The sequence below is a fragment of the Enterobacter cloacae complex sp. 394I7 genome (assembly GCF_057320345.1).
The window spans coordinates 150,638-170,564 of sequence record NZ_JBXWCR010000002.1 but is presented as its reverse complement, the minus strand read 5'-3'; the positions used below and the strand labels follow the sequence as shown (position 1 = coordinate 170,564).

Here is a 19,927-nt window from a genome sequence, read left to right as displayed (position 1 = left end):
CAGAGGAATGAGTATGGCCAGAACTATTTTTTGTACTTTCCTGCAGCGTGACGCTGAAGGCCAGGATTTCCAGCTTTATCCGGGCGAACTGGGTAAGCGCATCTATAACGAAATTTCCAAAGAAGCCTGGGGACAGTGGCAGAAAAAACAGACCATGCTGATCAACGAGAAGAAACTCAGCATGATGAACCCGGAGCACCGCAAGCTGCTTGAGCAGGAGATGGTGAACTTCCTGTTCGAAGGCAAAGACGTCCACATCGAAGGCTATACGCCGCCGGAACAATAACAGCGTGCGGGGGCAACTCCGCCGTACAAGCAAACACAACACGCACTCCCGGAATGATGAAAAAATTTTTAGCGCTAGCCCTTGTTGCGCCGTTGCTTGTCTCTTGTTCTTCCAAAAAAGGCGATGATTACAACGAAGCCTGGATAAAGGACACCAACGGTTTTGACATTTTGATGGGGCAGTTTGCCCATAACATCGAAAATATATGGGGATTTAACGAAGTTCTTATTGCCGGACCTAAGGACTACGTTAAGTACACCGACGCCTATCAGACCCGTAGCCACATCAACTTTGATGAGGGGACTATCACGGTTGAAACCATCGCAGGCACCGAACCTGCCGCACGGTTACGTCAGGCGATCGTGAAAACCTTGCTGATGGGTGACGATCCAGGCTCAATCGATCTCTACTCCGACGCCGATGACATCACCATCTCCAAAGAACCGTTCCTGTACGGCCAGGTTGTCGATCAGACCGGACAGGCCATTCGCTGGGAAGGGCGTGCCACAAAATTTGCCGATTATCTGCTGCAGACACGCCTGAAAAGCCGCTCTAACGGCCTGAAGATCATCTACAGCGTCACCATTAACCTCGTGCCGAACCACCTCGACAAACGTGCGCATAAGTACATTGGCATGGTACGTCAGGCCTCGCGTAAGTACGGCGTGGATGAGTCGCTTATCCTGGCGATCATGCAGACCGAATCGTCGTTTAACCCGTACGCGGTAAGCCGTTCCGACGCGCTGGGACTGATGCAGGTCGTGCAGCACAGCGCAGGTAAAGACGTCTTCCGCGCTCAGGGTAAATCCGGTACGCCGAGCCGCAGTTATTTGTTCGATCCGCAAAGCAACATTGATACCGGCACCGCCTACCTGGCGATGCTCAACAATGTCTACCTGGGCGGGATTGATAACCCGACATCACGTCGCTATGCGGTGATCACCGCGTATAACGGCGGTGCGGGCAGCGTCCTGCGCGTCTTCTCGAGTGACAAAGTGCAGGCGGCGAATATCATCAACAGTATGGCGCCGGGGGATGTCTATTCCACGCTCATCACCCGACACCCGTCTGCGGAATCGCGTCGTTATCTGTATAAAGTGAACACGGCGCAAAAAAACTACCGTCGACGCTAAACCCTTTACCCTGCCCTCTTCCTGTGGGAGAGGGCCAGGGTGAGGGCATCAGACCGCACCTTCCCCGCGCCCACCCATACGAAAATGTTATTTGCATCACAATCCAAACTGCAAATTAATGTGGATTGCATTTTTTTGCGGGAGGTAACAAAACATAACCTCGCCTGCTGATAGAATTGCATCAAATAACAACCCTGAATGTTCCTATAACAACATATCTCCCGCTCACTTGTGAGGAAAGTAACATGAACCTTAAGCTGCAGCTTAAAATATTGTCGTTTCTGCAGTTCTGCCTGTGGGGTAGCTGGCTGACTACACTCGGCTCCTATATGTTTGTGACGCTCAAGTTCGATGGTGCGTCTATCGGTGCCGTCTACAGCTCGCTCGGCATTGCGGCTGTCTTTATGCCAACGCTGCTGGGTATCGTGGCGGATAAATGGTTAAGTGCGAAATGGCTGTACATGCTTTGCCATCTGGTGGGTGCGGGGACGCTGTTTATGGCAGCCCAGGTCACCACGCCGGGGGCGATGTTCATGGTGATCCTGTTTAACTCGCTGGCCTATATGCCAACGCTTGGCCTGATCAACACCATCTCCTACTACCGCCTGAAATCTGCCGGTATGGAAATCGTCACCGATTTCCCACCAATCCGTATCTGGGGCACCATCGGCTTTATCATGGCAATGTGGGGCGTGAGCTTCGCAGGCTTCGAACTGAGCCATATGCAGCTCTACATCGGGGCGGCACTCTCCGTGGTACTGGCGCTGTTCACCCTGACCCTGCCGCATATTCCGGTGTCTAACCAGCAGAAAAACCAAAGCTGGAGCACCATGCTCGGTCTGGACGCCTTTGCGCTGTTTAAAAACAAACGTATGGCGATCTTCTTTATCTTCTCCATGCTGCTGGGTGCGGAACTGCAGATCACCAACATGTTCGGCAACACCTTCCTGCACAGCTTCGACAATAACCCGCTGTTCTCTGGCAGCTTTATCGTTGAACATGCGTCAGTGATGATGTCCATCTCTCAGATCTCTGAGACGCTGTTCATCCTGACCATCCCGTTCTTCCTGAGCCGCTACGGCATCAAGAACGTCATGCTGATCAGTATCGCTGCATGGATGTTGCGCTTCGGTCTGTTTGCCTACGGCGACCCAAGCCCGTTCGGTACCGTGCTGCTGGTTCTGTCGATGATTGTTTACGGCTGCGCCTTCGACTTCTTCAACATCTCTGGTTCGGTGTTTGTGGAAAAAGAGGTGAAACCTGAAATCCGCGCCAGTGCTCAGGGTATGTTCCTGATGATGACCAACGGCTTCGGCTGTATTCTGGGCGGTGTGGTGAGCGGTAAAGTGGTTGAGATGTACACCACTAACGGCATCACCAACTGGCAGCCCGTGTGGCTTATCTTCGCCGCGTACTCATTGGTACTGTTCTTCGCGTTTATCGCACTGTTCAAGTACAAGCACGTACGCGAACCGCACGCTGCGCAGCCTATCGCGCATTAATGATTATCCCCTCTCCTTTCAGGAGAGGGGTAATTTCGCCAGCACCCATCCTACCGACAATAAATCCGCACTGCCCCCCGGGCTTAAATTCCGTTCAATGAGCGCATTGTCCATCTGTATTAATGCATCACGATCCCAGCCACGCGTCAGTAATGACCGCGCATAACCCTGCACATAACGCAGCCCTTCCATACCGCCGCGCGACACCAGGTTACTGTCCTGATTCATCGCCATCAGGCGCAGCAGCAGGTCATGCAGCGCGTGCCCGTTCCATTGCGCCAGCGCTGCACGCACCGTAGCAAAACCGCTTTCCGCTTCGCCCCGCGCGCCGGTTAACCCATACTGCTGAAACTGCCGCTCCCCTGCCGTCGCCTGTCCACTGCGGGCCGCCAGCTCACGCGCCACCAGCCCGCGACAGAGGTGACTCACCTCACTACAGAGGCTCTCAGCCGTGGCGTGTTTCACACGTCCGGCGGCAAAGCACAGCAAACCGAGGGCAAAAATGCCGCCTTTATGCGTGTTCACCCCGCATGTTGCAGCGTACATTGCCTGTTCACAGGCAATGCCCATCGGGCGAATGATCCGTATTTGTTCTGCCGCGGGTTTATCCGCATGGGTATGACCCAGCTCTGCAAAGCGCGCAAACCACGGGGTGATAGCCGCAATACTGCGGGCAAACAGCGCATGGTCCATATCGCGGTGTGCACCGTTGTTGAGCTTATCCACCAGACCCGGCTTTGGCGTCAACGCCAGCTCCTGCCATAACGCCTCTTCGGCGAGCCCTGGCACATCGCATGGCTGCGGGTTAGTCGCGAGCAAACCAGTCATCGATCATCTTCTCCACGCGAGCCACCACCTGCTCTACAGGATGCTTACGCGAACGGGAACAGGCGTGGGCAGGCTCATCACATACCAGACAGCGCCGGAGGTGTGACCCTAAAGACTGGCGCCCCACATGCCCCTGTACCGGGCAGATCACATCCAAATCCCACAGCCTGCCGAGCGGGTGAGTCTGCTCCAGATCCGTACAGTGCGCTTTGATTTCCGCCGCCGGATGCGCCACGCACCAGATTGCTTCTGGCCCGGTGGGCAGCCACAGCACCTGGCGGTCCAGCACCTGCCAGCGGTTTTCCCACAGCAGCTGGTCGCACATCTGCAATGCCACGCCCATCGTATTGCGATAGCGCAGGCTGTCTTTGATCTCCCCGGGGGTGACGAGCGTGAGAGAAATCACCGGTTGTTGATAGTGCGTGAGCCAGTCAGTCTGGCGTGCTGCACGGCGCTCTTTCGCCGCCAGCAGCTCCTCCAGGCTGACACCCGCCCGCACGGGTGTCGCTACAGTCATCATTACTCCTTCACCTGTCGAACGGTGTCGATGACGCTGCCGTCGCGGTAGCGGATCACACCAACGATTTTGTCGGTAAACTCAATGGGTTTTGGTACGCCGGTCAGTGATATCGCCCGCTCGAAAAGCGCGTTGATATCGACAACGTTGAGACCTGCGGCAAGCAGTCGTTCGCGGATTTCCGGGCGTGCCGGGTTAACCGCGATGCCGTGATCGGTAACCAGCACGTCGATGCTCTCCCCGGGCGTCAGCCGGGTGGTCACCCGCTTCACGACGGTTGGAATACGGCTACGCAGCAGGGGGGCGACCACGATGGTCAGGTTTGCCGCCGCGGCCACATCACAATGTCCGCCGGATGCCCCACGCATTACGCCGTCAGAGCCGGTAATAACATTGACGTTAAAATCGACGTCAATTTCCAGGGCGCTGAGGATCACCACATCAAGCTGGTCGCAGCTTGCTGCCTTGCTGCCGGGGTTGGCATAAACGTTGGTGGAGATCTCCACATGATTCGGATTTCGTGCCAACGAGGCCGCGGCCTGGCCGTCGAAACACTGGGTATCAAGCAGCTTTTCGATCAGGCCTTTCTCGTGCAGATCCACCAGGCTGCCGGTAATGCCCCCGAGAGCGAAGCGCGCCTTCACGCCGCTGCGCTCCATTTTCTCCTCCATAAAGCGGGTACAGGCGGTAGCCGCCGCACCGGAGCCGGTCTGCATGGAAAAACCGGGTTTGAAATAGCCTGAATGTTCAATCGCATCCGCCGCGTAGCGGGCAATCATCAGCTCACGCGGATTACTGGTCACGCGAGCCGCACCGACGCTGATTTTCGCCGGGTCACCCACGCTCTCCACCTGCACAATGTAATCCACCTGATCCTGCACCAGGCTGGCGGGCATATTCGGGAACGGCACCAGTTCTTCGGTCAGCAGCACCACCTTGCGGGCAAAATGCGCATCCACCATTGCATAGCCAAGCGAGCCGCAGCACGATTTCCCGTGCGTGCCGTTGGCGTTGCCAAATTCATCGCTGCACGGCACGCCAAGAAACGCCACGTCAATATTCAGCTCGCCGTCCTGCAACAGCTTCACGCGCCCGCCGTGGGAGTGAATTTGTACCGGCTCGGCCATCAACCCGTGTGAGATAGCGTCCGCCAGCTTGCCACGCATACCGGAGGTGTAAATCCGGGTGATAACGCCGCTTTCGATGTGTTCGATCAGCGCGTCGTTACAGGTCATCAGCGAGCTGGAAGCCAGCGTCAGGTTTTTAAAGCCCATACGCGCAAGCAGCGCCATGACGGTATTGATCACCCGGTCGCCTTCGCGAAACGCGTGGTGGAAGGAGACGGTCATCCCGTCCTGTAACCCGCTGCGTAACACCGCCTCTTCGACCGAAGCACAGAGCTTACGGGTGTGTTTTTCGTCAGGGCTGTTCAGCCATGGCGTTGCGCTGTGGGCGGCATCAAACGGTTTTAAGTCCCGCAGATGGGGGAAATTCACATGGAGAAGTTCTGTCTGATTCATTGTGTAATCCTTAACGACGCACGCCGGAGGCCGCCGCGCGTTCCAGCACCATCTGCGCGTGGTTAATAATAGGGGCATCGACCATTTTGCCGTTGAGCGACACGACGCCCAGGCCGTTACGCTCCCCCTCTTCTGCCGCTTCAATCACCCGTTTCGCGTGATCCACTTCCTGCTGGGTTGGGGCATAGGCGTTATGTAACAGGTCAATCTGACGTGGGTTAATCAGCGATTTACCGTTAAAGCCCATCTTGCGGATCAAATCGACCTCGCGCAGGAAGCCGGCTTCATCGTTAACGTCCGACCACACCACGTCGAAAGCGTCGATACCCGCGGCGCGGGCGGCGTGCAGCACGGCACAGCGGGCATAAAACAGCTCAGTGCCATCCCCGCGTTCCGTCTGCATGTCCATCACATAGTCAAAGGCGGCCAGCGCGATCCCGATTAAGCGCGGAGAACTGCGGGCAATGGCCACGGCGTTAATCACCCCAATCGCGGACTCAATAGCCGCCATGACGCGGGTCGAGCCCGGCTCGCGCCCGCATTCACGCTCAATACGCGCCAGATGCCCTTCCAGCTCATCGATATCCTCCGGGGTGTCGGTTTTCGGCAATCGAATCACGTCCACCCCTGCCCGCACGGCGGCTTCCAGATCCAGCAAGCCAAACGGCGTGCTCAGCGGGTTAATGCGCACCACGGTTTCGATATCCTGATACATCGGGTGCTGCAGGGCATGAAACACCAGCATGCGCGCGGTATCCTTCTCGCGCAGGGCGACGGCGTCTTCAAGGTCAAACATGATGGAGTCCGGGCGGTAGATAAATGCCGTAGAGAGCATGGCGGCGTTTGCGCCCGGCAGGAACAGCATACTGCGGCGGAGTTTGCTCATTTCAGCGCCCCCCAGTTAAGTGTTGGCTCATCGGCTGCGCGCAGGAGCGCGCTTTGCAGGCGGGCGCGGATCACACAGTCCAGCGCCCCTTTGTCTTCAACAATAATTAATCCCTGGTGCACGTTCATGGCGCGCAATGTGTCGTTAACGACCTGGCGAATATGTTCGCCAAACTGCTTAATCACTTCACTGTGGATGATAATTTCCAGCTCACCCTGAGCGGGGGCAATTTTTACCATCAGGTCGCTGGACTCCTGCGTACCGGCCAGCGCCTCCCTTACAATTTTCATGATAAATTCCTGATAGTTATGCGACTTCCGCACTCGCACGGTAATGCGTTTCGAGGTGCGCGAAGGTGGAGTCCGGGACAATCTCCCGGATCCGGGAAAACTGCTGTGTCTTGAGCAAGCGGCGGACTTCCGACGCGGAAATAGCGTTGCCGGTGACCTTGATGCGCGGCATTTCCACCACGTCAATCTGTGAGGCCAGCAGGTCGTGCAGGGTCTGGTTGTACTGACGGGTGATATCGCAAAACGGCTCCGAGCCGATAAAGCGATGCGTAATACCCAGCGCCGGGGCGATAAAGTCCCGAAAGATCAGCACATCGATTTCGCTCCACGCCTGCTGTACTTTGCCGGTCTCTTTCAGGAAGTAGGCCGGGAACGTGGCGCGGGAGATGATGTACTGCGATCCTTCATGCACAATCACGTTCGGCAGATGCGCCACGCCCGCCCGTACCATCTCTAGCCGGGCGCTGAACGGGAAGAACGAGGCATCCTCGCGCACCACAAACAGATGCAGCGCATCGCACTGCCCCGCGGCCTGCTCGACCAGATGCCGGTGGCCGAGGGTAAACGGATTCGCATTCATCACGATCGCGCCAATCTTCTTCCCGGCCTTGCGCTGACACTTGAGCGCGCGGCAGTAGCGCTGGATCCCCTGCGGGGTGTTCTCCATCAGCACCGCGTTGTTCCCGCTCTGGGCAATCGGCCAGAAGCCGCTGCGGCCAAAGCGCTCCTTGTTGCACGGACGGGTGCAGAGGAAGAGGTGAAAATGGCCGCGCTCCAGCGCCGCATTTTCCACCTCTGCCAGCAACCGTGCGCTGAGGTTCTCCCCACGAAGCTGCTCGTTTACCGCCACGCACTTGATGACGTTAGCGGCAAGCCCGGCACAACCCACCAGCTGCGTGCCGGACCAGGCTTCGACAAACAGCGTGATGTCGTTGTCCAGGCCAAGGCCGCTGTCTGCCAGCAGGTAACGGATCTGGCTTAAGCGTTCCGGGTGTTTCGCCACAAGGGTGTGGCGAAAATCGATAGTGGGTTGACTGTTCATGCCGTTTTACTCAGTGTGCTGCCGCAAGCCCGGTGGCGGGCGCTTCCATGATCACATTGCTCAGATGACCGATATGCTCGATCTCCACCTCAATGCGATCGCCCTCTTTCATGAACAGCGGCGGGTTGCGCTTTTTGCCGACGCCGCCAGGGGAGCCGGTGATGATCACATCGCCCGGGCTGAGACGGGTAAAGGTGCTTATGTATTCGATAAGCTCCGCGACCTTGTGGATCATGCTGCTGGTGTTGTCTTCCTGCACCATACGGCCGTTAAGCCAGGTGCGGATCGCCAGCTGGTGCGGGTCCGGGATCTCATCAGCCGTCGCCATCCACGGGCCAAACGCTCCGGTCTGACGCCAGTTCTTGCCTGCCGTAAACCAGGTGTGCTGCCAGTCGCGGGCGGAGCCGTCCATATAGCAGCTGTAACCCGCCACATGGCGCAGCGCCTCATCACGGCTGATGTTCTCTCCGGCTTTGCCGATGATGACCGCCAGCTCTCCTTCGTAGTCGAATTCACTGGAGTGACGCGGCTTCAGCACCGGTTCGTTGTGGCCGGTCTGCGAATCCGGGAAGCGGACAAACAGCGTCGGCGCCGGGTTGTGCTGGTCAAACTCTTTGCGTTTGTCGGCGTAGTTCATGCCCACGCAGAGGATTTTTTCCGGCTGCTCAATCACCGGTAAGAAGGTGATGGCATTCAGAGGGACATCCACGGCGTCGTTGAGATAACGGGTGGCCTCAGCCAGCCCGTTGCCCTGCAGCAGCGCTTTGAGGTCGCTGTAGCGGTCGCCGAGACGGCGACCTAAATCAATCACACCTTCGGCCTGAACGATGCCGTAGCTGCGTGTTCCCTGGTATAAAAAGCTTGCGAGTTTCATTGTTCTTTCCTGAAAACTTAAACGAGGAAGTTGCCCAGTATCAGCAGAGAGATGGAGACGTTAATCGCGCCGCCGATACGGGTAGCAATCTGGGCGAAGGGCATCAGGCTCATACGGTTGCCTGCGGTCAGAATCGCCACGTCACCGGTACCGCCCTGGCCGCTCTGGCAGCAGGAGACGATGGCGACATCAATCGGGTGCATGCCAATCTTTTTGCCCACGAAGAAACCGGTCGCCACCAGCGCGGAGACGGTGCTGACAATCACCAGCAGGTTGGTCAGCGTGAATGCGGCGACCAGTTCATGCCAGGGGGTAATGGCCACGCCCACGGCGAAGAGAATGGGGTAAGTTACTGATGTCTGGAAGAATTTATACACCACCTGAGAGCCTTCCAGCAGACGCGGAGAAGCACCATTGCAAAGCTTGACCAGCACCGCCATAAACAGCATGCCAACCGGCGCAGGCAGGCCAATCAGCTTGTGGCCGAGCATCCCCAGCATGTAGAGCAGAACGGCCAGCAGTGCGCCAGAAGCGATCGTGGTGACGTCTGCTTTACCGGAGAACGCAGGCTGTGCGGTGGTTTCATCGGTATTCGCACGGTTAGGCATCAGCTGGCCTTCGCCGGTCAGGTGCGGGTAACGTTTACCGAGCTGATTGAGGCAGCCGGAGATGATGATTGCCGTCAGACCGCCGAGCATAACCATAGGCAGAACGCGACCGAGCGCCACGCCCTGGTCCATATGCAGCAGGGTGGCATAGCCGATGGAGAGCGGGATCGCCCCTTCCCCAACACCGCCCGCCATGATCGGCAGAATGATAAAGAAGAAGATCTGGAATGGCTCAAGGCCCAGCGCTATCCCTACGCCCATGCCAACAATCATGCCGACAATTTCGCCGCACAGCATCGGGAAGAAGATGCGCAGGAAGCCCTGAATCAGCACGGTGCGGTTCATGCTCATGATGCTGCCGACAATGATGCAGCAGATGTAGAGATACAGAATGTTGGTGGATTTGTAGAACTTCGTGGTGGACTCCACCACCACATCCGGCAGCAGGCCGTAATAGACCAGTGCCGAAGGAATAAAGGTGGCGCAAATCGCCGCCGCGCCGAGTTTACCGACAATCGGCAGGCGCTTGCCAAACTCACCGCAGGCAAAGCCGAAGAACGCGAGCGTGGCGACCATCACCACGATATCGCTGGGCAGTTTGCCGCCGAGGCAATCAATGGCAATCAGCGCGCCGGCCAGGACAAACAGTGGCAGAGGGATAATTCCGATTTTCCACGTATCCATAATATGCCACCAGCGCTCTTTGAGTGATGGTCGCTGAATATCAATCGGGTCGTGGGTAACAGAGAAAGAATCGTCAGTTGTGCTCATAATAAGCCCCTTAGTTATTTTGTGCGTTCAGCTTAGAGTCACAAAGGCTTACTTTATGTGAGGAATGGCATATTAAAAGCGAAGTTTTTATGGCAGCTATGGTTTTAATGGTTTCTTTTATTTAATGTGATTTACGCCTTATTTATTGCCGTGGTTTTTATGGTTTCTTTTCTAAAACGAACAATCAAATAACATTTCTCCAGACGGTTTCAGGCGCATAGGCTATTCGGAAAATTCTTTTACAGGGCCTGCTGTGCAAGGGATCACAAGTTTTCGGCAAACCGGGTATCCGCGCGAAAAAAGATGATATATTGGCAATCTTTGCTGCTACCTCGCGTGATAGTTATGAAAGTATCGTTTCAGATTAAGCTGTTTATTTCGCTGGTCGCCTTTTTCTCAGTACTTTTTGCGTTACTGGGCGGATATTATTACGTCGATGTCGGCAAGCAGCTTTATCAGGAAATGAGCGCACGTGCCAAAATACAGGCGGAAGAGATCGCACTTATTCCCTCATTACGTGATGAGGTTGAACAAAAAGATATCAAAGCCATCCATGATTTTATGCAGAAAATTGCCGCTCACAGTGATGCCAGCTTTATTGTGATTGGGGATAATAAAGGTCTGCATCTTTTTCATTCGGTCTTTGCCGACAGAGTGGGCAAGACGCTTATCGGTGGAGACAATGAGGAGGTCCTGCAGGGAAAAAGCACCACCACCATCCGCAAAGGGGGGTTGGGTATTTCGCTGCGCAGCAAAGCGCCCATCTTCAACGATGCGGGGCAAGTGGTGGGGATTGTCTCGGTGGGTTATCTCACCAGCTACCTTGATACCATTACCGTCAGCAAAGTGGTCAATATCCTGCTGGCCGCCGTGCTGCTGTTGATTGCGCTCTTTATCTTCTCCTGGTTCTTTACCCGCAGTATTAAGAAGCAAATCTTCTCCCTGGAGCCACGAGAAATCGGCCTGCTGGTGCGCCAGCAAAAGGCGATGATGGAGTCTATCTATGAAGGGGTGATCGCCATTGATGATGAGCTGCGCATCGAGGTGATCAACCAGGCGGCGCGCAAGCTGCTTGGCCTGAGCCAGCCAGCCCGTGAACTGCGCGGGCAGCTGATTAGCCAGGTTATCGACCCTGTCCCGTTCTTCTCGACGCAGACGATGCTGGCAAAAGATACCCATGATGAAATTTGCCGTTTTAACACCCTCACGGTGATTGCCAGCCGGGTGCGCATCATGCTTGAGGATTCGCTGCAGGGCTGGGTGATCACTTTCCGCGATCGGAATGAAATTGACTCGCTTAGCGCCCAGCTCAGCCAGGTTAAACGCTATGTCGATAACCTGCGCATCATGCGTCATGAGCAGTTGAACCGCATGACCACTCTGTCCGGCCTGCTGCACATGGGCCGCTATGAAGAGGCGATTGGCTATATTCAGGCGCAGTCGGAACACGCTCAGGAGCTGCTGGACTTTATCTCTTCCCGCTTCAGTTCCCCGACTCTGTGTGGCCTGCTGCTGGGTAAAGCCGCCCGCGCGCGGGAGAAAGGGGTCGAGCTCAGTTTTGACCCGGCCTGCCGGCTGGACAGGCCGTTCCCGTCGCTGGCTGAAGAAGAGCTGATCTCAATCATCGGCAACCTGCTGGATAACGCCATCGAAGCGACGCAGCGCTCACCGCTTCCCCATGCACCGGTCGAAGTGCTGATCAAACTGAGCGAGCAGGAGCTGATTATCGAAGTGGCCGACCAGGGCGTTGGCATCAAACCGGAGATCCGTGACAGGATATTTGAACGCGGCATCACCACCAAAACACGCGGCGATCACGGGATTGGCCTGTATCTGATCGAAAGCTATGTTACCCAGGCTGGCGGCGCGATAGAAATTGCCGATAACACCCCGCGCGGCGCCATTTTCTCACTGTTTATTCCCGCCCGGCGTCCCGCCCAGCAACTGGAAGATACCGACTATGCAACATGAACTTATCGACGTATTGATTGTTGAAGACGAGAACGAACTGGCGCAACTGCACGCGGAACTTATCGGTAAACATCCGCGCCTGAGGCTGGTAGGGATCGCCTCGTCTCTCGCTGCCGCCCAGGTCCAGCTTGAAAGCAAACAGCCGCAGCTTATGCTGCTGGATAACTATCTGCCGGACGGTAAAGGGATCACACTGATCAATGACCCCATGCTCACCCGCGCCAACTGTTCGGTAATTTTCATTACTGCTGCCAGCGACATGGACACCTGCAGCCAGGCCATCCGAAATGGCGCCTTTGATTACATCCTGAAGCCGGTCTCCTGGAAACGCCTCAGCCAGTCGCTTGAACGCTTTGTGCAGTTTGCCGAACAACAGCGGGTCTGGAAGATTGTCGACCAGCAGAACGTCGACTCGCTCTACCAGCTGCAGGCGAAAAACTACCGTCTGGATAACGGCAGCAAAGGCATTGAGGAGAATACGCTGGCACGGGTGCAGGCGTTGTTTAACGACAAGGCGACACACTGTTTTTCCGTCGACGAGGTCGTGCAGGAGACAGGATTAAGTAAAACCACCACCCGACGCTATCTTGAGCACTGCGTGGAGGCGGGGTTTCTGAGCGTAGAGATGTTGTACGGGAAGATTGGGCATCCGCGGAGGATGTATAAGAGAAGTGCGGTGTGAGCCCTGACCCTCTCTTTTGGGAGAGGGCCGGGATTACGGATGACGGCGGCTATGACAAAACATACCCGTACAGTCGCTTAATCCCATCGGGATCCTTTTCGCTGTAAACGCCCTGCAGCTCCGGCGAGAAGCCTGGCAGCAGGTTGATGCCCTCCTCCAGCGCCAGGAAGTAACGCTGTACCGACCCACCCCAGATTTCACCCGGCACCACGCACAGTACGCCAGGGGGATACGGCAGCGCGCCCTCGGCGGCAATGCGTCCGCCGGCATCACGGATGCGCACCAACTCCACCTTCCCGCGAATATACGCCTGATTCGCATCCTGCGGATTCATCGCCCGTTCTGGCAGACTCTCTTTACGGAACATTGCCTTCTGCAGATCTTTCACGTCAAAGCTCACGTAGAGATCGTGCATCTCCTGGCAGAGCTGGCGAAGGGTGTAATCGCGATACCGTACCGGGTATTTCTGGTAGATGGTCGGCAGGACGTCAGCGAGCGGCGTATCGTCTTCAATATGCTGTTCAAACTGACCCAGCATTGCCACCAGCTGCGCCAGCTTCTCACTGCTTTCGGCAGGCGTCAGCAGGAAGAGGATCGAGTTGAGATCGCACTTCTCAGGCACAATGCCGTTTTCACGCAGGTAGTGCGCAAGAATGGTCGCCGGAATGCCGAACTCGGTATATTCCCCGGTTTCCGCATCAATACCCGGCGTGGTCAGCAGCAGCTTGCACGGATCGACGAAATACTGCTCGCTGGCATAGCCTTCAAACCCGTGCCATTTAGCCCCCGGCTCAAAGCTGAAGAAGCGGCGCTCGCTGGCGATGGCGTGAGTGGGATGATCCTGCCACGGACGCCCGGCAACACTCGGCGGAATAAACGGTTTGATCATATGGCAGTTGGCAATGATCGCCTTGCGGGCCTCAATGCCCAGCTCAACACACTCCGCCCAAAGCCGGCGCCCGCTCTCCCCTTCATGGATTTTCGCGTTCACATCAAGAGCTGCAAACAGCGGATAGAACGGACTGGTCGAGGCATGGAGCATGAACGCATTGTTGAGGCGCTTGTGCGGACAGAAACGCGCCTGGCCGCGAATGTGATTATCCTTTTTATGGATCTGCGAAGTTTGCGAGAACCCGGCCTGCTGTTTATGCACCGACTGCGTCACGAAAATGCCCGGATCGTTCTCGTTCAGAGCCAGTAACAGCGGAGAGGTTTCCGCCATCATCGGAATAAACTGCTCGTAGCCCACCCAGGCCGAATCAAACAGGATGTAGTCACAAAGATGGCCGATCTTGTCGATCACCTGACGGGCGTTGTAGATCGTGCCATCGTAGGTACCAAGCTGAATGATCGCCAGACGAAACGGGCGTTTCTCCATGGCCTTTTCCGGCGCAACTTCACGGATCTGATTTCGCAGGTACGCGTCGTCAAAGCACTGCGCGTCAATCCCGCCAATAAAACCAAACGGGTTACGCGCCGCTTCAAGATAAACCGGCGTGGCACCCGCCTGGATCAGCGCACCGTGGTGGTTGGACTTATGGTTGTTGCGATCGAACAGCACCAGGTCGCCGCGGGTCAGCAGCGCATTGGTGACCACCTTATTTGCAGCGGAAGTGCCGTTCAGCACAAAGTAGGTTTTATCAGCATTAAAGACTTTTGCTGCGAACTTCTGGGCATGCTTGGCGGAGCCTTCGTGGATCAGCAGATCGCCCAGTTTCACATCGGCATTGCACATATCGGCGCGAAATACGTTCTCACCGAAGAATTCATAGAACTGCCGTCCCGCAGGGTGTTTTTTAAAAAATGCACCGTGCTGGTGTCCCGGACAGGCAAAAGTACTGTTGCCCATCGCCACGTACTGGCTCAGGGTGTCAAAAAATGGCGGCAACAGATTCTCTTCATACCGGCTGGCCGCCGTCTCCAGTTCCAGAAACTCCTGAGCTTTACCTGATATCACTGCCGTTGCGCCATCAGGAACGTCTGACGGCTCTTGCGAGTAAATAAACACCGGAAGCTGAAAGCCCGTGCGTTTAAGCAATGCCAGAATGCCGCTGCAACTTTCCGCGGGGGTAATGACGACTGCCGCCACATCCGTAAAATCAGTGTTATCCAGCGTCACCTTTTCGCGGTGCGTAGACACAGTAGAGACCAGCTCGCGGCTGACGGCGATTTTCATGGTTTTCATAAGTGCAGTTACCCTCACCGAACGGTGAGACAGGAGTAGATAATATCGATACGGGTGAGCGTTCGCGCAGCGACAGACAACATCATCATTGGCGGCTCCGTACACAGGAAGGAGAAATTTCGCGCAATCATGTCACCTTTTATTTTGAGGTGCAAGAAGCAATCAGTATGCGTTAACCCGCCTAAACCTAAGCTTAACAGGCCCCTGGCGTGTCATAATCCTGCAATACCCATGATTAACTAACAGGAGTTCACGGTGGTTATCGGACCCTTTATCAATGCCGGTGCCGTATTGCTGGGCGGCGTACTTGGCGCCGTATTAAGTCAGCGGTTGCCGGAGCGTATTCGCTCTTCCATGCCCTCAATATTCGGCCTGGCCTCGTTAGGTATCGGCATTTTGCTGGTGATTAAGTGCGCCAACCTGCCGGTGATGGTGCTTGCTACCCTGCTCGGCGCGCTCATTGGCGAGTTCTGCTATCTGGAAAAGGGTATTAACAATGCGGTCAGCAAAGCCAAAAACCTGATTGCCCACCCGGGCAAGGCGAAAAACGGCACTCACGAGTCGTTTATTCAGAACTACGTCGCGATAATTATTCTTTTTTGCGCCAGCGGCACAGGCATTTTCGGTTCAATGCAGGAAGGCATGACTGGCGACCCCAGCATATTGATTGCGAAGGCGTTTCTTGATTTCTTCACGGCCACCATTTTTGCCACGACCCTCGGCATCGCCGTCGCCGCGATTTGCGTGCCCATGCTGCTTATCCAGCTGGCCCTCGCTACCTGCGCCACACTGATCCTTCCTCTCACCACGCCGGCAATGATGGCCGACTTCACCGCCGTCGGTGGCCTGCTGCTGCTGGCGACAGGGCTGCGGATATGCGGAATAAAGATGTTTGCGGTGGTGAATATGCTGCCCGCGTTGTTGATTGCGATGCCGCTATCCGCGCTCTGGACGCACTTTTTTGCTTAAGTTTACGGCGAACTGGTGAGAGAGTGTGCAGTCCGTTACGAAAACAACAAATTTCGTTGACGGCAGAGGGCATATCAGGTTTAATGCGCCCCGTTGCCCGGATAGCTCAGTCGGTAGAGCAGGGGATTGAAAATCCCCGTGTCCTTGGTTCGATTCCGAGTCCGGGCACCACTCTTCAGAAAACCCGCCCTCGTGGCGGGTTTTTGCTTTTGGGGTAAAGCAAAGCTAGGGATCGTTCCCATCCGAATCCAGCAGTTTATTTTTAAAGATAAACAAACAAGCCTCGTTGAAGTTCTCTGCCCCCAGCCGTTCTGAAAGCGCGGTCCGTTTACGGTAGAGGCTTTTAATCGACGTATTCAGTTCCTGTGCCACCTCTTCCATCGCCATGCCAGCCCTGAGCAACCGCAGCATAATGGCTTCATGCGTGCTCAGCCGTAAGTTCAGCAGCCACTTTGTTGTCAGACGTTTGCCCTTCATGTTGAGCACCAGGTTGAATAACGACGCCATATCGGGTGCCGTGAGCGACGTGTTCATGAACAACTTCATGCTGAGCAGATTCTCCTCGCGATGCCGCATATCGAGCATAACGCAGCAGATTGTTTTTTTCGTTCTGGCCGGATGGCGTATCAGGTAATCATATAAACGCAGCGGTGCACGGCTATCAATCAATACAGAATATTCATCTGCGCCGTTATCAAATATCTTTCTGTCAATGGAGTCCAGCAGGATTATATCCGGAAAAAATATCCTCATCCCCCTGACAAGGTAGCGATCCTGTGTCACTAACACTATTGAAGTTGCCACTAACCATCCCTTTTAGATTAAAGCAAGAACGACCCTTCGGAAAGAAGTCCGCCTTCGTTTTATAGCGCTTTTATATTAACGATAAATGTATTCTGGCTTTGATTGACCCTCAATTCGCACATTCATTGATACGTCCTCCCATAGACTATCATTCAATGGCTGCCATTAATTATAAGTAAAAAACAATCTCAGAAAAGTCACTTTTATGGATATTAAGAATTTTTGTCATGAAACTTCCCAAACATGCACCGGAAAGTACTTTAATTCACACCAATAAGGCACATTAAAAATATAAACAAATTTGTCACAATATAAATAAAAACCAATAAAATCATAAAATTACAAATATAAACTCATTTCAAAATAATCGTTTAGGACAGCTCATTACAGAATTATCTCAAAACAACCACCCTGCTTTTCAACATATTTATCTGCCAACATATCGGGTGTACATTACCAGCCACTTAGCCCTGACCATAAGGACCCATAATTACCTTTAAGTAAGTACCCCATAACGTAACTGCATTCAGATTAAACGTTCTCATTTATGGCCTTTAACCCCGTGCTTAAAGGCGGCCGTGTTATGCAATGGATTTATGATAAACAAATGGCAAATAGATATGGAAAGATCACTTCGCTTCAATACGTTATTCTTTTACCGCACTCCCGCTTTATTGTTTCTGTTATTACTTTTCCCCTTTCTGGTTCAGGCAGCAGAATCAGTATATGAACAACAGATTCAGCAGGCGCGTAACGGTAATTACGCTCCTTTTCTGCAATATCTTCAGCGTTATCAGCAGCAACATGCCCTGACGCCTGAGCAGGTTGCGGACTGGTTGCAGGTGGCGTCCTGGGCGGGTCGTGATGACGACGTTATTCAGGTCTGGCTGCGTTACAAGGTCTATATGGCTCTTCCTGCCCGTGGCGTGGCTGCTGCTGCTCAGGCAAGGCGAAACCAAAAGGCGTGGCAACCTGCGTTAATGCTCTGGAAGGAGGCGTGTAACCTTGCACCGGATAACGACGATTATCGCATCGGCTACATCAAAACCCTCGCCGACGCCCGCATGGATACACTGGCTCTGCAGGAAGCCCGGCAACGGGTGGCGGAAAAGCCCTCTCTGGCTCACCTCCAGACGCTCTCTTATGTCTATTCACGTCAGGGGAAAAACCAGGAGCGGCTTTTGGCAGACATCCGTGCGTTGAATAGTGCGCCAGCGGATGACGCCCTTCGTACTGAGTTGATTGATGCGTTAACAGACAACCGGGCCGACACGCCTGCCCTGCGGCTTTCACAAACGGTGACGCTGCTCCCCGCGCAACGCCGCCGTCTGGCACTCAACGCCGCCGCTGAAATGGTACGCCTTGCCGATGTGCCTGCCCGTACTGAAACAGAGCGTTTGCAGCTCGCGCAAGCGGCGCTGAACCGCTATGACGAACTGCTGTCCCGCTGGCAAAACGAACCTCAGGCAGCGGAGGACGTTATCCGGGCCCGTGTCGATCGGCTTGGCGCGCTTCACGCCCACGGTGATTATCCACAGGTCATCAGGGAATATCAGGCGTTAACGTCGGCTCAGCATCCCGTGCCGACCTGGGCAATTGGCTGGGTTATCTCCGCGTATCTGGAGGAGAAAAATGCCGATGCCGCCCTCTCGCTTCTCAAACGGTATCCAGACTATGCGCCGGATCCGCAGGACGACGATCATGCGCTTTTCTACGCCTGGCTGGATACCGGGCAGTATCAGGCCGCTCGCCAGTATGTTGAGAAGATAACCCGTAACACGCCCTGGACCCGCTACGATTTCGGTTCGCCAACCCCGCAACCCAACGATCAATGGCTCATCGGGCAGTCGCTCACCTTTAACTATTTGCTGATGACCAATGCCCTTCCGCAAGCCGAAAAGCTGGCGCAACGTCTGGCTGCGTCAGCGCCGGGAAATCAGGGATTACAGATTGATTACGCCACCTTACTTCAGGCGCGGGGTCTGCCGCGGGCGGCGGAGCAAAAGCTCAAAATGGCCGAGACGCTGGAGCCATCCAATATCGAGCTGGAACGGCAGCAGGCCTACGTCGCAATGGATCTGCAGGAGTGGCGACAGATGGATTTACTGGCCGATGACGTTATCGCCCGCGCGCCTGTCGACGGGAGCGCCCGACGTCTGGACAGGCTCAGAAACGTCCATCATCTGTCCGAACTGCGTCTGAACGCGGGCAAAGGACTGCACTCTGATAACCCCGTCAGCGGCACACACGATCTGAGCTGGGATGCCACGATCTACGGTCCGCCCGTCGCGGATAACTGGCGGCTGTTTGGTGGAACCCGATTTGCGCAGGGCAATTTCGACGAAGGCAAAGGCAGCAGCCGCCACCTGTTTGCCGGCATCGAATGGCGGCCTCGCGACCTTCTGGTCGAAGCAGAACTCTCCGGTAACCATTATCACGGTGCAAACAAGCCCGGTGCTCGCCTCTCGGCGGCGTACAGCCTGAACGATAGCTGGCAGGTGGGTGGAAACCTCGAACGTCTTTCACGCACGACGCCTTTACGGGCACTGCGTAATGGCGTCAGCGCAAACCGGGGAGAAGGCTGGGTCCGCTGGTATCAAAACGAACGCCGTGAGTACCAGTTTAACGCCTCTGCCAGCCACTTTTCCGACCATAACCGCCGCCAGGAGTTCGCCCTTACGGGTAAAGAGCGGCTGTGGCAGACACCCACCCTGACGCTGGATCTCGAACCGGGTATATCAGCGAGTACCAACACCCTGCGGGACACGCTCTATTACAACCCGGAGCGAGATCTGTCCGTAACGGCGGCCCTGTCCGTCGATCACCAGATGTACCGCCATTACGACACGCTCTGGAGCCAGCAGGTCGTTCTCGGAGGTGGGGAATACTGGCAGAAAAATCAGCCCGCTGGCGCCATCGCCCTGCTGGGTTACGGGCAGCGCATTCAATGGAACAACGTCATTGATAGCGGCGTGATGCTGAACTGGGACAAGCGCCCTTTCGACGGTAAACGAGAAAGCAATCTCTCCGTCACGTTTGATGCGAATTTACGCTTTTAA

The 19,927-nt window shown here is 55.3% G+C and carries 17 protein-coding genes and 1 tRNA gene; 8 read left to right on the top strand and 10 right to left on the bottom strand.

Going from position 1 to position 19,927, the window contains the following annotated elements:
* Positions 1–13 precede the first annotated feature (13 nt).
* From AC2FAP_RS11850 to AC2FAP_RS11840, 3 genes are all read left to right on the top strand, one after another.
* Positions 14–286 (top strand): oxidative damage protection protein, encoded by a 273-nt coding sequence (locus AC2FAP_RS11850; RefSeq protein ID WP_032678953.1) that lies wholly within the window; start codon positions 14–16, stop codon positions 284–286.
* Between the two features lie 56 nt (positions 287–342).
* Positions 343–1,419: a membrane-bound lytic murein transglycosylase MltC gene (mltC, locus tag AC2FAP_RS11845; RefSeq protein WP_449541317.1), complete on the top strand. Its 1,077-nt coding sequence runs from the start codon at positions 343–345 to the stop codon at positions 1,417–1,419.
* 245 nt (positions 1,420–1,664) lie between these two features.
* The gene (locus tag AC2FAP_RS11840; protein WP_020883685.1) at positions 1,665–2,921 is read left to right on the top strand and encodes a nucleoside permease; all 1,257 of its coding nucleotides are present in this window, start codon (positions 1,665–1,667) and stop codon (positions 2,919–2,921) included.
* 18 nt (positions 2,922–2,939) lie between these two features.
* Here the strand turns inward: AC2FAP_RS11840 and citG are convergent, their stop codons facing one another.
* From citG to AC2FAP_RS11800, 8 genes are read right to left on the bottom strand one after another with little or no spacing between them, the layout of a single operon-like run.
* Positions 2,940–3,749, bottom strand: a complete 810-nt coding sequence (citG, locus tag AC2FAP_RS11835) for a triphosphoribosyl-dephospho-CoA synthase CitG (protein ID WP_063925584.1) — start codon at positions 3,747–3,749, stop codon at positions 2,940–2,942.
* Positions 3,727–4,266 carry a citrate lyase holo-[acyl-carrier protein] synthase gene (citX, locus tag AC2FAP_RS11830; RefSeq protein WP_049023391.1) on the bottom strand — a complete coding sequence of 180 codons (540 nt, stop codon included), beginning with the start codon at positions 4,264–4,266 and terminating at the stop codon, positions 3,727–3,729. The genes citG and citX overlap by 23 nt, the downstream gene beginning before the upstream one ends.
* 2 nt (positions 4,267–4,268) lie before the next feature.
* A complete protein-coding gene (citF, locus tag AC2FAP_RS11825; protein ID WP_449541318.1) occupies positions 4,269–5,786 on the bottom strand; it encodes a citrate lyase subunit alpha in 1,518 nt (505 codons plus the stop codon).
* Positions 5,787–5,796: 10 nt separating this feature from the next.
* Entirely contained in the window at positions 5,797–6,672 is an 876-nt protein-coding gene (gene citE, locus AC2FAP_RS11820) for a citrate (pro-3S)-lyase subunit beta (RefSeq protein ID WP_014171585.1), read from the bottom strand.
* Complete coding sequence (gene citD, locus AC2FAP_RS11815; RefSeq protein ID WP_020883681.1) at positions 6,669–6,962, bottom strand: citrate lyase acyl carrier protein; 294 nt, start codon at positions 6,960–6,962, stop codon at positions 6,669–6,671. The genes citE and citD overlap by 4 nt, the downstream gene beginning before the upstream one ends.
* A gap of 16 nt (positions 6,963–6,978) precedes the next feature.
* On the bottom strand, positions 6,979–8,004 hold the full coding sequence (gene citC, locus AC2FAP_RS11810) for a [citrate (pro-3S)-lyase] ligase (RefSeq protein ID WP_014171587.1): 1,026 nt from the start codon (positions 8,002–8,004) through the stop codon (positions 6,979–6,981).
* Between the two features lie 10 nt (positions 8,005–8,014).
* Positions 8,015–8,878, bottom strand: coding sequence for a fumarylacetoacetate hydrolase family protein (locus AC2FAP_RS11805; protein WP_014171588.1), 864 nt, complete (start codon positions 8,876–8,878; stop codon positions 8,015–8,017).
* Between the two features lie 17 nt (positions 8,879–8,895).
* The gene (locus AC2FAP_RS11800; protein WP_014171589.1) at positions 8,896–10,257 is read right to left on the bottom strand and encodes a 2-hydroxycarboxylate transporter family protein; all 1,362 of its coding nucleotides are present in this window, start codon (positions 10,255–10,257) and stop codon (positions 8,896–8,898) included.
* Positions 10,258–10,602: 345 nt separating this feature from the next.
* On the opposite strand from AC2FAP_RS11800, the gene AC2FAP_RS11795 reads away from it, so the two are divergent.
* Together AC2FAP_RS11795 and AC2FAP_RS11790 are read left to right on the top strand one after the other, a co-directional pair.
* Entirely contained in the window at positions 10,603–12,228 is a 1,626-nt protein-coding gene (locus AC2FAP_RS11795; protein WP_025203246.1) for an ATP-binding protein, read from the top strand.
* A complete protein-coding gene (locus AC2FAP_RS11790) occupies positions 12,218–12,910 on the top strand; it encodes a response regulator (protein ID WP_014171591.1) in 693 nt (230 codons plus the stop codon). Before AC2FAP_RS11795 ends, AC2FAP_RS11790 begins: the two co-directional genes overlap by 11 nt.
* A gap of 49 nt (positions 12,911–12,959) precedes the next feature.
* Here the strand turns inward: AC2FAP_RS11790 and AC2FAP_RS11785 are convergent, their stop codons facing one another.
* Complete coding sequence (locus tag AC2FAP_RS11785; protein WP_485452941.1) at positions 12,960–15,095, bottom strand: ornithine decarboxylase; 2,136 nt, start codon at positions 15,093–15,095, stop codon at positions 12,960–12,962.
* 255 nt (positions 15,096–15,350) lie between these two features.
* Here AC2FAP_RS11785 and AC2FAP_RS11780 point away from each other — a divergent pair, with 255 nt between their 5' ends.
* Positions 15,351–16,064 (top strand): DUF554 domain-containing protein, encoded by a 714-nt coding sequence (locus AC2FAP_RS11780; RefSeq protein WP_025203244.1) that lies wholly within the window; start codon positions 15,351–15,353, stop codon positions 16,062–16,064.
* Positions 16,065–16,159: 95 nt separating this feature from the next.
* Positions 16,160–16,235: transfer RNA gene (locus AC2FAP_RS11775), tRNA-Phe, on the top strand.
* Positions 16,236–16,289: 54 nt separating this feature from the next.
* On the opposite strand, the gene AC2FAP_RS11770 is transcribed toward AC2FAP_RS11775, so the two are convergent.
* Positions 16,290–16,817: a helix-turn-helix transcriptional regulator gene (locus tag AC2FAP_RS11770; protein WP_044857798.1), complete on the bottom strand. Its 528-nt coding sequence runs from the start codon at positions 16,815–16,817 to the stop codon at positions 16,290–16,292.
* A 671-nt stretch (positions 16,818–17,488) separates the two neighbouring features.
* Here AC2FAP_RS11770 and pgaA point away from each other — a divergent pair.
* Positions 17,489–19,927, top strand: a complete 2,439-nt coding sequence (pgaA, locus tag AC2FAP_RS11765; RefSeq protein ID WP_449541320.1) for a poly-beta-1,6 N-acetyl-D-glucosamine export porin PgaA — start codon at positions 17,489–17,491, stop codon at positions 19,925–19,927.